General features: G+C 69.3%; 12 protein-coding genes and 3 pseudogenes. 8 read left to right on the forward strand and 7 right to left on the reverse strand.

The genetic code is table 11. The features are described 5' to 3' along the window. Positions 1-424: 424 nt before the first annotated feature. The 3 genes and pseudogenes from EDD92_RS50345 (at position 425) to EDD92_RS47830 (ending at position 1,656) form a co-directional block, all read left to right on the forward strand. Positions 425-589 carry a hypothetical protein gene (locus tag EDD92_RS50345; RefSeq protein ID WP_185124369.1) on the forward strand — a complete coding sequence of 55 codons (165 nt, stop codon included), beginning with the start codon at positions 425-427 and terminating at the stop codon, positions 587-589. Positions 590-695: 106 nt separating this feature from the next. After that, positions 696-1,303 (forward strand): annotated as a pseudogene (locus EDD92_RS47825) (TfuA-like protein). Further along, positions 1,207-1,656, forward strand: coding sequence for an AAA family ATPase (locus EDD92_RS47830; protein WP_123970095.1), 450 nt, complete (start codon positions 1,207-1,209; stop codon positions 1,654-1,656). The pseudogene EDD92_RS47825 and the gene EDD92_RS47830 overlap by 97 nt, the downstream one beginning before the upstream one ends. A gap of 326 nt (positions 1,657-1,982) precedes the next feature. On the opposite strand, the gene EDD92_RS47840 is transcribed toward EDD92_RS47830, so the two are convergent. Further along, the gene (locus EDD92_RS47840; protein WP_123970096.1) at positions 1,983-4,109 is read right to left on the reverse strand and encodes an NACHT domain-containing protein; all 2,127 of its coding nucleotides are present in this window, start codon (positions 4,107-4,109) and stop codon (positions 1,983-1,985) included. 449 nt (positions 4,110-4,558) lie between these two features. Here EDD92_RS47840 and EDD92_RS47845 point away from each other — a divergent pair. Next, a pseudogene (locus EDD92_RS47845) lies at positions 4,559-4,726 on the forward strand (IS630 family transposase); the annotation flags it as partial. Between the two features lie 33 nt (positions 4,727-4,759). Here the strand turns inward: EDD92_RS47845 and EDD92_RS47850 are convergent. Beyond that, positions 4,760-5,815: a pentapeptide repeat-containing protein gene (locus EDD92_RS47850; RefSeq protein WP_123970097.1), complete on the reverse strand. Its 1,056-nt coding sequence runs from the start codon at positions 5,813-5,815 to the stop codon at positions 4,760-4,762. 572 nt (positions 5,816-6,387) lie between these two features. Here EDD92_RS47850 and EDD92_RS47855 point away from each other — a divergent pair. The 3 genes from EDD92_RS47855 to EDD92_RS47865 all read left to right on the forward strand — a co-directional run bounded on the left by EDD92_RS47855 (position 6,388) and on the right by EDD92_RS47865 (position 8,486). Beyond that, entirely contained in the window at positions 6,388-6,666 is a 279-nt protein-coding gene (locus EDD92_RS47855; RefSeq protein WP_123970098.1) for a hypothetical protein, read from the forward strand. A 183-nt stretch (positions 6,667-6,849) separates the two neighbouring features. Beyond that, the gene (locus EDD92_RS47860; protein ID WP_123970099.1) at positions 6,850-7,962 is read left to right on the forward strand and encodes a helix-turn-helix transcriptional regulator; all 1,113 of its coding nucleotides are present in this window, start codon (positions 6,850-6,852) and stop codon (positions 7,960-7,962) included. Continuing rightward, the gene (locus EDD92_RS47865) at positions 7,959-8,486 is read left to right on the forward strand and encodes a hypothetical protein (RefSeq protein ID WP_123970100.1); all 528 of its coding nucleotides are present in this window, start codon (positions 7,959-7,961) and stop codon (positions 8,484-8,486) included. The genes EDD92_RS47860 and EDD92_RS47865 overlap by 4 nt, the downstream gene beginning before the upstream one ends. Positions 8,487-8,613: 127 nt before the next feature. On the opposite strand, the gene EDD92_RS47870 is transcribed toward EDD92_RS47865, so the two are convergent. From EDD92_RS47870 to EDD92_RS47890, 5 genes and pseudogenes are all read right to left on the reverse strand, one after another. Then, complete coding sequence (locus EDD92_RS47870; RefSeq protein ID WP_123970101.1) at positions 8,614-9,237, reverse strand: hypothetical protein; 624 nt, start codon at positions 9,235-9,237, stop codon at positions 8,614-8,616. Positions 9,238-9,592: 355 nt separating this feature from the next. Next, positions 9,593-11,064 (reverse strand): annotated as a pseudogene (locus EDD92_RS47875) (UvrD-helicase domain-containing protein). An 86-nt stretch (positions 11,065-11,150) separates the two neighbouring features. Next, positions 11,151-11,639: a hypothetical protein gene (locus tag EDD92_RS47880; protein ID WP_123970102.1), complete on the reverse strand. Its 489-nt coding sequence runs from the start codon at positions 11,637-11,639 to the stop codon at positions 11,151-11,153. Beyond that, entirely contained in the window at positions 11,636-12,535 is a 900-nt protein-coding gene (locus EDD92_RS47885) for a DUF6083 domain-containing protein (protein ID WP_123970103.1), read from the reverse strand. Before EDD92_RS47885 ends, EDD92_RS47880 begins: the two co-directional genes overlap by 4 nt. Positions 12,536-12,693: 158 nt before the next feature. Further along, positions 12,694-12,957, reverse strand: coding sequence for a helix-turn-helix transcriptional regulator (locus tag EDD92_RS47890; RefSeq protein WP_123970104.1), 264 nt, complete (start codon positions 12,955-12,957; stop codon positions 12,694-12,696). A gap of 625 nt (positions 12,958-13,582) precedes the next feature. Between EDD92_RS47890 and EDD92_RS51910 the strand changes: the two genes are divergently transcribed. Then, a complete protein-coding gene (locus EDD92_RS51910) occupies positions 13,583-14,161 on the forward strand; it encodes a hypothetical protein (RefSeq protein ID WP_260327251.1) in 579 nt (192 codons plus the stop codon). Positions 14,162-14,221 lie beyond the last annotated feature (60 nt).

Raw genomic sequence — 14,221 nt, forward strand, 5'->3', positions numbered from 1 at the left:
GGCAGCGCACCCTCACCGATCACCGGAGACACCTCATGGACACCTCTACCGCCGGGACCAACCCCTTGGTCGCGGCCCTCGACGCACAACAGGGCCTCACCGGCTGGGACGACCACCCGGCAGACTCTCAGGCTGAGGCCGAAGGCCGGTCAGACGACCGCGCAGCACGCGCCGGCGTTCCCGGCGGCCGGACCGCTTACCCGACCCGGCTGGCCTGCTCCTCCTCGCCCCCGGCCAGCGGATGACCGCGCCGCCGCCCCGCACCCCCCAAGTTTCTTGGCCGGTACACGGCGGCGCGATCCGCATCACCAGACCTCCCGTCCGCAAGGACGGGCAGGCGGATCCGGCCCGTGCCGGATCCGTGGCACCACCAGTCGCGAGCACCCGCTCCGCAACTGCCGCATACGACAGAGGGGAGGGCCCCATGGAGGACTCGAAGTCGCAAGTCGTCGCGCAGGCCAGGCCCGTGGGCGCCGAGACGGTCACCACGCTCATCGACCAGACCAGCGCCGTACGGATCGAGGACGGCGAGGACGAAGGTCCTGACCCACAGCGCCGGCTGATCCGGCGCGAAAGCCCGGCCAGCTAGCAGCCGTGTAACGGCGTGCCACCTGGCCGGGCCCGGCACCACGGAAGTACCCCTCACAGCACCTGCGAGGGGCACTTCCTCTCCCCGTCCCCAACCGGAGTCCCTCATGATCCACGTGTACGTCGGGCCCACCCTTCCGCCCGACGAACCCCTGCTCGCCGATGCTGCCGTCCGCGTTCTGCCGCCCGCGCGCCACGGTGATCTGTTTGACCCCGCGATCGCCGACACCGACACGGTGGTCCTCATCGACGGCCTCTACCACCAGACGGCCGCCCTGCGGCACAAGGAGATCCTCGCCGCTCTCGCGCGGGGCGTACGCATGATCGGCGCCGCCAGCATCGGCGCCCTGCGCGCCGCCGAACTGCACTCCTTCGGGATGGAAGGGGTCGGCTGCATCTTCCGCCGCTACCTGACCGGCGAGCTCACCGGTACGACGAGGTCGCCGTCGGCCACACACCCGACGGCGACCGGCAGGCTCTGACCTGGCCGCTCGTCAACCTCCGTCACGTCCTTGACCTCGCCGAGCGGGACGGCATCGTCTCCGCCGCCACCGCCACGGTGCTGCTGGAGGAGTTCCGCGCGGTGTACTACCCGCAGCGCACCGAATCCGCACCGGAATGTCGGGCACCGGCAAGTCGACGGCCCTCCACCACCTGCGCCAGCGAGGGCACACGGCGGTGGACACGGACACCGAGATCTGGAGCCACTGGGTGACGCTGCCAGACGGTTCGACCGACTGGATCTGGCGGGAACAGGCCATCACCCACCTGCTCAGCAGCCACCGCGAAGGCAGCCTCTTCGTGGCCGGCTGCAAGACCAACCAGGGCCGGTTCTACCCATTGTTCGACCACATCGTGCTGCTGAGCGTACCCAGCGAGGTGCTACTGGCCCACATCGCAGCCCGCACTACCAACCCCTACGGCAAGCAGCCCGAAGAACGAGACGCCGTTCTCCATCACCTCGCCACCGTCGAACCACTGCTACGGGCAACGGCAACCGTCGAGATCGACGCCACCGGCCCCATCGAGCACGTCGTTCAACAGCTGGAAGAACTCACCGAGCCCTGACCTGCCAGCAGGCAACACCTCGAACCTGGGGATTTCACGGAATCGCGGCCTGAACCAGTACCGGCGCCCGTCGTAGTGCTGTCGACGATCAAGTGGCATGCGCAATTCGACCAGCCCCGCAGGACCTGACCAACTGCCTTGACATGCACGTCAATTGATGCCCACCAGACCCGGCACGGTTCAGACTGGCGACATCTGGCCCAGCCCGATGAGTTGTGAGCGCTGTTCCTGCAGGTGGTGCCGGAGGCGCTCTCTCGGCCCCAGGGCGGTGGCCAGAGTCGGCATGGTGACGACGCCCCCAGCAGCCTGAGCTGTGTCACATCTTCCTACTGGGCGAGGTGACGTTGCAGGTCGATGTGCCGGAACTGGTACACGGGGCCGACCTGCCGCAGGACTCCGCGCTGTTGGTGTGCATCTTGCAGGAATGCCGGCAGGTCCCACGGGATGCGGTGGCGCACCGTCAGGTAGGCGCGGAACATTGCGGATCGTCCCCATGCTGTTTCCTGAAGGCCGTACGCGAGCCCGACCGCGAGCCCGGACCCAAGCCCGATCACGGCCGAGGCCTCGATCGTCAAGGACAAGACAAGCCCCATCGTGGCACCCAGAGACAGTCCGATCGGGAGTCCGTACAGGAGCCCGGCCAACAGGAATGCGCGGCGGTCCACGTCGTACAAGACCGCTGGGGCGGAGCTGACGGTGAGATCGACCTCACCAGGTCGCAGCCCGCCCATGAGCAAAGACGTGAGCCCAAAGGTGAGCCCGAACAGCAGCCCGGCCGTGAGCGTGATCCCGAGCAGGCCCACGAGCCCCCATGCGGCGAGCCCGACCACAAGCCCGAACGGGACCGCCGCGCGGTCCAAGCGAAGCCCGGTGGCCAGCTTGGCTGCGTCTCCCTCCGCGCGAGCGGACGCGAGCCCGATCACGACCGCGGCCGCCAGCCCCCAGAGGAGCCCCATTCCGGGCCCGACCCCGAGCCCCATTCCGAGGCCCATGCCGAGCCCGGCGACAAGGCCGACGGTGAGTCCGACAGTGAGACGGCGGATACGTCGAGGGACGGCGGTAAGCAGTTCCCACCAGGCCAGATCGGGGCTGCCTGCCCGCTGATGCTGCAGGAACTGAGCGACGAAGACGAATGCGTGGCGGGCCTGTTCGGCGGTCCAGCGCGGCGGGTGGGCCTGGCGGGAGGTGTAGGCGGCGGGAATGAACGCCGAGAAGAGATGGGCGTCGATGGCGGCCCGGTCGGGGAAGGCGGTGGTGTCGCACAGCTCGTCCGGGTCCGGGTGCCGTGCCGCCCCGGACCCGGGATGCGCGCCGGGGCGCGGGTTGTAGATGGTGCGGGCCAGGAACAGGCCCAGCGGCGTGGACAGCGCCTGTCCGACCGGGCTGTCGGTCCCCAGGTGGGTGACCACGCTGCTCCAGCGTTCGGCGGCGGGGCTGTCGGGGCCGCCGGCGTCCCGGCTCAGGTAGTCGGCGGCAGCCCGGGCACCCAGGCGACACAGCTGCAAAACGGCGGCGCCGTTGAGACGGACAGTGGTGCCCGGGCGGGCCATCGCCGCATGGTAGGGGGCGGTGCGACTGGTCAGGACCAGGGGCTGGCTCGCCGCCAGGTCCCGGTTGAGCAGGTCGAGGGCGATGGCGTGCTGGGCGGGCGGGAGTTCGTCGAGCCCGTCCAACAGAGGCAGAACGCGGCCCGCGTTCAGCAGGTACAGCGCCAGATCACCCGCCCCGTCCGCTGCGGTGGCGGTGAGCGCGACCGGGGATGGCGCGGCAGCGGTCAGGCCGGGATGGGCGTGGCGAAGCTGGTCCGCCATCCAAGCCTTCAGCGGTTGGCGGGGGTCCCAGGACGCGAGGGAGAACAGCATCGGCACGGGATCAGTTGTGGTGCGCCGGGCCAGGAGGTCCTGCAGCAGTCGGATCAGCAACACGCTCTTGCCGGAGCCGGGTTCACCCAGGATGACCAGGCGCCGGGTGGGCACCCGCTCAAGGAACACCTGCCCGATCTCTCCGTCCCGTCCCGCCAGCCCGGAGGCATCCGGCGGCCAAAGGGCCGGGTCACCCGGGGGGCCGCCGGGCCAGGCCCGGGCCAGCTCCGAAAGAAACCCCCACGGCTCAGCCAGGTCGCCGGGGGCCACCTGCCAGGCGACCGGCAGCGGATAGGGATCGTGGACCCGGCGTACGGCCACCTCGCTGTCCCACTGGTTCCGGACCGCCATGGCCAACTCGTCGACCACCCTGTCCAGATCAACGGGGTCAGCCTCGACCCGGTCGGCCCGGAACGACGCCCAGGCCAGATACGCCGGTGCCAGCCCGAGCAACACCGTCACCGCCGTTGCGGGCACACCAAGATCAAACCGGCGGGCCAGAATCAGCGCGGCACCTGGCCCCAGTAACGACAACAGCAGATACACCCTGCCCACGCGCTGCGGCACCCAGCCGCGTCCCCCGTGCCTCATGAAGAACATCATGAACCACCTCACGCCGGATCAGAACACGTCGACCAGCATGCGTGGCTGCCTCCCGCTGGCCAGGATGGCTGAGCTCTCCTCTCCTGGGCCAGGTGCAACTGATCTTGGAGAGAATTCTCGGCTAAAGCGCTGAATCGCTGTCTGGCCGGTCACCATCGTCGCTTACTGGATTTACTCGGGTTGAGCCTCCTGCTGTGACTCGGCCGCGGCGGGCGGCGTGCGGTGTGTCGGAACAATGGTGGATCGTTTGTTGGATATATGTGGTGGTGGCCAGGCGAAGGGGGAGTCCGTCGCCCTGCATGACCAGGGTGCGCCACGCGTCTCTGCTGTGTGACGAACAGGAGGGAATTCTCGTCGTGGCAGCCGAGGGATCCGAATCCGTAGTCCACGCCGAGGCGTAGCACGCCCAGCGGAGGCTGAGCATGATCGGATCGCGGGCACCTCGGCACACCGCGCAGACCCGAGTCCTGCGCGCCTACCTGCGCTGGCGAAACGCCAACGCCCACCACCGCGACGTCCTGGCCGCCGAACGCAAGGAACGCGCTCGCATCCGCAGAGAGAAGGGCATCCGCTGGGGCCTTCGCCCCCTCACGAACGTGGCCTGACCCAACAACCCGGTGACCCTCCGAGTCGGAGTGTTAGGCAGTGCCCGGATGGTGCGTGATCAGCACGCCTGCCGGCGGCTGGTCGGGATCGAACTCCGGCGGCCTGGACCAGTCCATGATGTCAAGGAAGTTGACCTCACCGCCGGCAAACTCAGCAGCGCGGAAGTGGACCCGGCCACCGACAAACTTGGCGCGGTCGAAACAGACCAGACCAGCGACGAACTTGGCTTCCTCGAAGGAGACGGTGCCACCGCTGAACGTTACATCGGGAAAGTAGACCCGACCGCCTTGGAACTCTGTCGCCCAGAAACCCACAACGCCACCAGCGAAGCTAGCGTCGTGGAAGGCAACCTCTCCGCTGGAGAACTTGGCGCGCTTGAAAATGACCGTGCCACCCGTGAACCTTGCGCGAGTGAAGTCACCGCCGTCAAAGATGGTTCCGGTGAAGTCGAAATCGTGTCCGCACCAGGAAACGGCCGCGTCGTCCCGAAGGTGGGCGGTGATGACACGTATGACGGTGTGGCGGACCTCCCGAGAGTGAAGCCAGCCGACGTACTCAGGGGAGGTGTCGGCTGGCGCGGGCGGGTACGGCATGCGCAGGTAGGCACACAGCACATCGATGCAGGTCTGCCGATGGGCTTGCCAGTCGTCTGCGAGGCCGGCCATTGCGTACACTCCGGCCAGGCGAACCGCGGCTTGTTCGTGTCCGAGTTGTCCCGCAGCTGAGCTGAACCGCTCATTGAACACCCGGCTACGTTCACGATCTTCTTTGGACTGGTCGAGTTCGTGGGCGTACTCGGCGAGCCGCTGTCGCCGATAGGCCATGACAAGCGCCACGAGGCCGCCCGCCCCTGCTACCAGAGCGAAGCTGACCTTCAGAAGATCGAACAAGGTGCCCGCCGACACCTGAGGTTCTCTCTTGATCTCGCGGAACCCGAGCAGGGCGCCTCCGATGAGCGTTGCCCCGGTCAGCATGAGCAGCGCTACGACGATGGTCAACGCGAGAGCCCAGCCGATCGGAAGCAGCCCCAGCCGTCCACGGCCCGAAGCTGCCCGCCGGCCTGGCGGATCCGCATGGTCACCGTTCATCCCCGGAGCGTAATACCGCGGCGGGTAGTGGCGATTAGAAATCACTGGGACTCAGCTGGCCGGGCGGGCAATCCGACGGGGAGGACGCCCTCGCGCCAACACGGCCTAACCAACCCGGTGAGCCTTCCCGGTCCTGCTCCGGAGTGCCGCCCGTTGGAGCAGCCCGCGGCGCACAGCAGCTCGCGCCGCCCGCGGTAGGCGGCCATCGTTGGGTGGCAGAGGCGGTGAGGGAGCGCCGGACTTCCCTGATCTGCGAGGCGGTCGGATGGCTGCCGGTTACTGCGCGTGAGACAGGCGGGATCGCCGTGTCCTTCGGTCGTTGTGTTGTACCGGATGTGAGGTTGAGTGTTCCGGGGATGCTGGGGACCGATTCTGATCGTGTTGTGTCCAGCATCGACCGTTATGCACGTGCAAGGACGTCGGATACCGCAGCGATGTCATTTACGTACCGTAGTGGTAGGCATTCGTTTGAGTGAGCATGTAGCGTCCCCCCAACGCACGAGTGAGCCCCGGCACGGCGGGATACCAGACCGGGGCCCAACTCAACTCTCTGCTTCGACCAAGGAGTTGGAATGCCCCCTGACCGAATCTCCGTCTTCGGCCGTTCACTGGATCTGAGCCGGCCCAAGCGGTTCGACCGTAACATCCCGCAGCAGGCCGCGGTTGAAACCCGCGAGCTGCGTGACAGGGAAGTCAACATGCAGGTAGGGGCGTTCATTGCCGCCCCTGTCCTTGGCACCGTGCTGGTCTGGCGGCCCGAGATGTACGAGCTCGCCGCAGCGGCGGTCTGCATGCTGCTGGCCGCAACACGTCGCTCGCACCTGCGCTACCGGCGCCTTCGCACCGCCTGACGAACAGGTGTCCGCCGCCCGGACAGCCATCACTGCCGGGCGGCGGACACCAGGCCTGCGGCATCCGCGCCCGCCCGGTCGCGGATGAGGGAGAAACAGGCACTGACGGCTTCTGTCGAATCTCCCCATTTCCGCACGCCCTTCGTCCCCGGTAGCACCTTCGAGGAAGGGATGACCCCTGTCATGACGCCCAAAGACCCTGGCCCCGCCCACTGCCTCAACCCCGGCTGCGGCAATCCGATCGGCCGCAGCGCCGGCTCCGGACGGCCGCGCCATTACTGCAGCGACGCCTGCGGTCGTGCCTACCGCAGGGCCCGCGAGAAGTCGCCCACCCCCGACGCGCTCGCGCACAACGAGTTCGCCGACCAGGTCGCCGACGACCTGGCCCGAGTGATCACCCACATGCTGCGCTTAACCCATGCACAGCAGCCGCTGGCAGCCCTGACCCTGCTGCGCGTCGTAGAAGGCGATCTGGAAGACCTCAAGGCGGTCCTGATCCAACAGGCGCGCGACCAGCGGCAGAAGAACGCCGACATCGCCCAGTGCCTGGGCCTGCCCCCGGAGCAGCTCACCCGCAAGCTCTCCGCCGACGCCGTACGCCGCCGTATGGACAGCCGCCCGCTGCGCACCCGGACACGAGTCCGCCTCCCCCGTCAGGCCGCCGCCCCGCCGCCCACCTCGGCGCCGCGCACGGTCTCCACGGCCCGCCTCCCCGACCAGCGCCGCCCGGCCTCCAGCAGGGGAGAAATGACACCCTCCCGGGCCAGAGACCCCGACCGTCACCCGGCCGGTCCGGCCGCCGTGCTCACCCGCGCTCTGTCCCATCTGCAGCGCCTCAGCGGCAAGACCCTGCGCGAGCTGGCCGAGGACACCGAGGTGTCCGCCTCCTACGTCTCACGCGTCTTAAACGGCGAGCGCTGCCCGTCATGGAAGGTGGCCCGTCTGCTCACTCTCGCCTGTGGGGGAGACCCGGCAGAGATCCAGCCGCTGTGGGCGGCCGCCCGCGGACAAGCCCCCACCCAGCGCCAGAGCCTGCCGGCCGCTCTGCGCGGACTGCACCTGGCCGCCGCCCGGCCCCGCACCGACGAACTCGGCGAGCACACCCACCTGACACCGCATGCCATCACCGGCATGTTCGACGGCACCGCCCTGCCCGCCTGGGAAGACGTCGAGGAACTCGCCCACGCCCTCAACGCCGAAGCGCAGCCGCTTCGACCCCTCTGGAACGCCGCATGCGCCGCCCTGGCCGGCCCGCTGCCCAGCACGGCCGGCCCCGTCACCGAGGTGATCGGATGACCACACACGCCACGCGCCAGTCCACCTGCCCCCCCGCCGCTCCGGCCCGTATCCCACGCCCCCGTACCAGCAGCCTGCCGCGCGAGCCGGCCAGCCTGACCCCGGCGCTGCCGCCCGCCTTCGAGGCCTTCTGCGCCCTCAACCGCGACAGCTACCTCGACTACGCCCGCGCCCACCTGCCACCCACACAGGCCCACCGCCTGGTGTGCAGCGTCCTGGGCGAACTCGCGGTCGGCTGGTGCGACATCGTCAGCAATCCCAACCCACCTGCCCGGGCCTGGGCACTGCTGCGCACCCGCGTGCAGAGCGCTGCGCCTGCTCCGATCACGCTCGATGCCTGCCCGGCGCAGCAGTACGACGCGCTGGTCCTGCACTGCCGGCTCGGTTACACCAGCACAGCCGCTGCCGCCGTGATGGGACTGGATGCGAGCAAGGTCCGCTACCTGGTCCTGTCGGCGACCACAGTCCGCCGCCAGGCCGTACGGCACCTCAGCCCCCGGCCCGCCGCCTCCCATGCGGCCTGACGGCAGGGACCTGCCGCGCCCTGCACAGGGGTGCCGTGGGCGCCGCTGCGCCGCGCTGCGGCAAAGGGTGATCTCCACCGGCCGCAGGAGCGCAACGGATGCCTGCGGCCTAGCCTTCGGGGCGTTGTCAGCCGGACTGCTGCTCGGGCTGCTCGCTGTGGGCCGGCTCAGCCACCTCGGGGGCGGTGTAGAAGACGGACGCACCCTGCTTGGTGCGCTGGGCCTGGTTCCTGGCCACGAGCCCCTCGAGCGTCGTGCGCACCACGGTCGTCTTGACGGTGCGCTCAGGGTGCTGCTGTCCCAGTGCGGCGCTGATTTCGGTGGCAGAGCGGGGTTCGCTCTGGCCTGCCAGATGTTCGCGCACGAGGTCGACGAGCGTGGGCGTGGTCGACGAGGCGGCCGGCGTCCTGGCAGGGCTCTTCTTGCCGGTCCTCTTCCGGGCCGGTGCGGCGGGCTTCTCGACCTTCGTCTGCTTGCCCTTGCCTGTCGCGGCTGCTCGCTTTTTGCGGGGAGCAGGCACCGTCGCGACGGGTTCGGCTGCAGGGGCCGCGGGCACTGCCGTGATGCCTAGGGCCTGCTGGATGTTCACCAGGACGGAGTGGTCGTGCCGCAGGGCGGCCAACTGCGCCTGGAGCGCATCGATTTCACCGCTGAGACGGTCTTGCTCCTTGAGGTTGCGTTCAAGGTCTGCGGCCACCTGCGCGCTGTACTGTGAGGTCAACTCGGTGGTTTCGGCAGTGGTTTCGGGCATCGTGCTCACACCCTTCCTGGGTGCTACGGCCAGCAAGCAGCGAGCTCGCGGCGTATGCAAAATCTAACGTGTGTGCTGTTTCTCCTGGTGCCATGTGAGCAGTAGCCGTTACTGCCGCACAGTTGTGTCTAGCGATAGTACGCATGACGAGCCTGGGTTGTTTTCTGCTGCAGGCTGAGGTTGCGACAGGCAGGACGGGCTTGTGGACCGGGTGTGCATGTGGTGCGGGACGGAGAGCTGTTGTCCGCGCAGCTGGCTACTGACTGATCAACCAGTTCACGGTCTGTACAGAGAAGCGTGCGGCGCCTCATGAGACCGGTTCGTGCGCCGGAAGGCTGTGTGTCGGTCGGTTGCTCTAGGCCAAACGCGGTGGGGCGGGGTGGGTAGTGATCCATGAGAGGCCGCCGAGGTCGAGGTGCTGTCGGGCGCGGGTGACGGCGACGTAGGCGAGGCGGGCGTCGGTGTCGCTGACGGGTTCGGGGATGGGGCGTCCTTGGGCATCGTGCTGGTCGGTGTCTTTGGGTGGCGGGAAGTCGTTGCCGATCTGAACAGTGGGCCATTCCCGGCCCTTGGCGGTGTGGGCGGTGGAGACGGTCACGTCGGCACGGTTTTCGTCGGTGAGCTGGTCGACGGCGGCGAGGATGGCATCGGGTCCGTGGGTGTCGACGAGGTCGACGAAGGGCTGGACGTCGCGTCCGGCGGGGTCGTACGCGGCGTAGTCCTGCAGTTCGCCCCACGAGGTGAAGAGGACGAGTTCGGGGTGGGGGGTGCGGCGGCCGTCCTTGAGGTCGCGGGCCGCGAGAGCGAGCGCGGCCAGCTGTTGCCTTCCCCGGGTGAGGGCGACGCGGTGGCCGGCGGCGAGCAGGCGCATGACTTCGGCCATGGCGCCGATGTTGGTGCGGCACAGCACCGCGTCCGGCCGGTCGAGGTTGCCGACTTCGGTGGCGATGGCGTCGGTGCCGGTCAGGCGGATGGGGGCATCGGCGAGCGCGAGCCACCGGTTGGCCTCCTCTGCAATCAATGGACCGAAGCGGAAGGAGCGGGTCAGGGTGAGGGGAGTGGCGTCGAAGCCGCTCATCACGTCCCGGGCGCCGCGCCAGCCGTAGATGGCCTGGGCGGAGTCGCCGACCATGACGAGCTGGGCGTGGCCGCGCTGGGCGGCGAAGACCTTTTCCAGGACCGGGTTGGTGTCCTGGGCCTCGTCGAGGAAGAGGAAGTCGGCTTCGATCGTCGGTTCGGTCAGGGCCCACATTTTCAGGTAGTGGTCGTGTTCGAAGCGGACCACGCCCTGCTCGGGGTTGTGCAGGTCGGCCCAGGCCTTGAGAGCGAACGGCAGGACCTGGTCGGCGAGTTGGGCGTGGTCGTCGGCCGTGTTCAGCCGGCGCATGCGTGGCACGTGGTGGCGGGCCAGGGTGCGGTCGGCGGAGTAGCAGTAGCGGGTCACGGTGCGCAGCACGGTGTGGGAGAGCGCCCTGGGGCCGATCTCGTGATCGCCGATGCGGAGCGGGCGGGTGATGCCGAGTGCCTGGCCGGTTTTCCACGCGGGCTGGCGGGGGCTGTTGAGCCGGTTCGTGTAGCGGTGGCCGATGGCGGCGTAGGCCGTGGCGTGAGCGGTCTTGCACAGCACGGAGCGGGGGAAGCGGGCGGCAGCATCCCGGGCGATGTCCTTGTTGAAGGCGAAGTAGCGGGGCCGCGGCGACGAGTGCCGGCAGCGAGCAGGCCGAGGGTGCTGGTCTTTCCCGTCCCGGCGCCGGCCTGCAGGACGAGATGGTGACCGGCTTGGAAAGCGGCGACGGCGTGGGCCTGTTCATCGGTGGACGTGTGCAACAAGGGCTCCGCAAAAGGGAAATGAGGGACAGGTGGAGGGAGGGCCGTCTGCGGCCACCCGCCGGGAGCTGCGCGGGGGAGAGGCGTTACGGCGTTGCTGGTGCGCGGTGGTGCTGACGGTTGCGTACGCAGCTGGCTGCGCCGACCAGGACTTCCTCCGGCGTGTGGTCGGCGAACAGCCCCTCGAGCCGGTCCTTCAGGCGCCGGGCGCGGTTCTGTTCCTCCCGGGCCAGGGCCGCGGTCACGCGCTGGCGGAGCACGTCCTGGGGCCACTGCCCCAGGATCGCCGCGTCCCGGCGCAGGACCCTGTCGGCGCCGTGGCCGAGGGTGACGTTGAGCAAGACCTGGCCATGCCCGTCTGGGTAATGCGTGGTCAGGACGTCGATCGGCAACCGTGTGCCCAGTCGGCGGCGCAGCACGTGCAGGGCGCCGGCTGCGGTGTGTGCGCGCTGCACCGACATCAGCCGGGTGCGGTCCGCGTTCGCGGCCAGCCGGACGCCGCGCCGGGCGTGCCGGAGCTCGCTGTGGGTGGCGGGCCTGGTCAGGATGATCTCAATGGCATGGCATGCAGTCATGGGCGGGTTGCCTCCTGCGTACGGCTCGTGGCACCGGGGCGCCGGACGTGGGTGGGCAGGCGGGTGTGGATGTGCTCGTGGTGGCGCAGAGGATCGAAGGGTTCCCATTCGGCCACCGCCAGGTCGGCGGCCGTGGGGATGGCGGCATGCTGCAGGCAGCGCTGGGCGCGCCAGCGCAGCTGCTCGGCGTACGGGAGGCCGCTGAGGTTGTAGACCGCCATGTTCGCTGCGGGCAGGGCCAGTTGACCGCTGGTGGCGGTGGCCGGCATCAGTGTCCAGGTGCCGGCCGGGGTGCCGGGAGAGAGCAGGGCGCTGGTGCAGCGGTGGCGGCGCCGGGTCTGGGCGATGCACTGGATTTCGTCCACCGGGCGGGCGGCGAGGTAGCGCACGTACAGCAGTTGCACGATGGGACGGGCCGGGCGGCAGACCGCCGAGCTCTCCCCCTGGGGCGCCGGGCCCTCTGGCGAGGGGAGAGGAGGGGTGAAGGCACCGGCGTCGATCAGGCGACGGGTGTTCACGGCCAGCGACCGGCGCAGCTCGGCCAGCTCGGGAGGGGCGGGGGGAACGTCTCGGGTGGGACAGACGACGGCGTGCGGCAGACGGCACCAGCTGCTGCCGTCCCCGGCCGGGTAGGCGATGCCGGAGCTGACGTGCCATCGGCACCCGGCGGGCACCCGGGCGGACGGCAGTTCGTGCGGGTGGAGGCGGACGGATCGCTGAGTGTCGCGGTGGTACCACTCGATCCGGTTGCCGCAGTCGTGGCACCGGTCGTTTTGGCCGCAGCGCAGTAGTCGGCTGGCGCCGCCGGGGGTGACCTGCAGGGAACGGCGCATGCGGTGGGCGACGACCGGGCTACCGTCCCAGTGCCGGGCTGCGGAAGGTGGTGTGGAGCGCATGCAGGGGAAGCTGCCAGTCAACACGCCGGATCCGCGCCAGCAGTTCTGACGGGTCGCCCGTTCGGCCGCACTCCGTGAGACTGGCGTGCGAAGAGATGTCGTGCGTTCGAGATGGTCTCGCCGGTTCGGGTGGTCTGCGGCAGTCGCGTGGCAGGGCGTCAGTCGCGGGCCGGGCCGGGCAGGTCGTGCCCGCGGCACAGCGTGCTGAAGAGCTCGTCGAACGGCGTGTCCAGCGCGTGGGCGAGAGCGTGCCAGGTCTTCAGCGTGCCGATGGTGCGGCCCTGTTCGATCTCGATGACGGTGCGTCTGGCCAGGCCGCTGCGGGCGGCGAGCTCGTCGTAGCTCCACCCGCGCGCGGCCCGCAGACGCGCGAGTTCCAACCGCAGCGCGTCGAGGTCCGGATCGGGCGGCAAGATCGTCACCCGTCCATCCGACGGTGCAGACCCCTGCCCTGTCAGTGCAGACCTCTGCCCTATTTTCCCAGGTGACGGCGACCATGGGAGGGCAGAGGTCTGCACTACGGTGGGCGGCCGTCCCGCACAACCAAGAGCGGGATCAGTACGGAAGCAACTGAAGGAACACGCGCCCATGAGGCTGCGCACAGCATGTCCGGCAACGCCACGCGCCTGGACCGTGGAACTACGCTCGCACGCCAACGAGCTCGTCCTCGTGTGCCAGCACTGCCCTCACGGCGTCACACAAATCACCGCAGCCTCCGCCCGCTCGGCTGCCCTGGCCCACCTCGCACGGCACGCGCGTGGTGACCTCCGTCCCCCGTACCTGAGGATCTGCCAGTGCCACGAACGCGGCTGCCGCTGGCACCCCCGCCACCGCGGCTGCGCCGGCCCCATCCGCCTCCTCCTCGCATGCGAACGCGGCGGACAGCTATGGCGACTCGCCGATGCCTGCAGCGCTTGCGCTGCCGCGACAGCCCAGGCCGCCGTCGTACCCGACACCGCCCCCCGCGCCACCCTGCGGCAGTCACCAACCGCTCGGCGACGCACACGACAACGCAGAGGGCCCGGCGAGCAGATCCGAGTACGTGAAATGCTCAGCTACCTGGCCGCCGCTCTCCCGCCCGATGCCTCGGCCGCGGCACGCCTGCTCGCCCTCCAGTGCACCCTGCGCATGAATGCCGCCATGCATGTCCGTCTGGCCAAAGGCCTGCTGCGCAGCCTTCACCTCGACACCCCCGACCCGTGGCACGAGCTTGAACGAGCACGTTGGCTGCGCACCGCTCCGGAACGCGCCGCCAACGAGTTCGTTGCCGAACTGCTCGATGCCACCCTGCTGGGCCAGGCGCCAGCTCGCAGCGACCGAAGGCATGCAGCCGACTGGGCGCTGCGTGCCGGTTGTCCCTCAAGGGCGGGGACAGCGGAGCCGCTGCCGCAGCTGGCAAGCGTCTACCTCGCAGCCCACACGGATCTCCAAACAGGCAGCGGTTGGAGCGAGCTTGAGCAGATGGCGCGCGCTGGCGGTACCGAGCCTGCCGAACTGCCCTATGTGCTTGACCGATTGGTTACGACGGGACTGCTCAGGTCCTGGAATGCCGGTCCCGATGCGGAAGACCTGTACTGGACCCTGGAGTCTTCCGGGCGGTCGCGCCGTGGACCCACTCCCCGGTGATCGCCGGGCCGCCGGCCTCGAACGGGAGGGCGTCTGGGGAGGCAATCCTGCTCCCTCCTG

It is taken from the genome of Streptomyces sp. TLI_185, assembly GCF_003814765.1.
Lineage (GTDB): Bacteria > Actinomycetota > Actinomycetes > Streptomycetales > Streptomycetaceae > Streptomyces.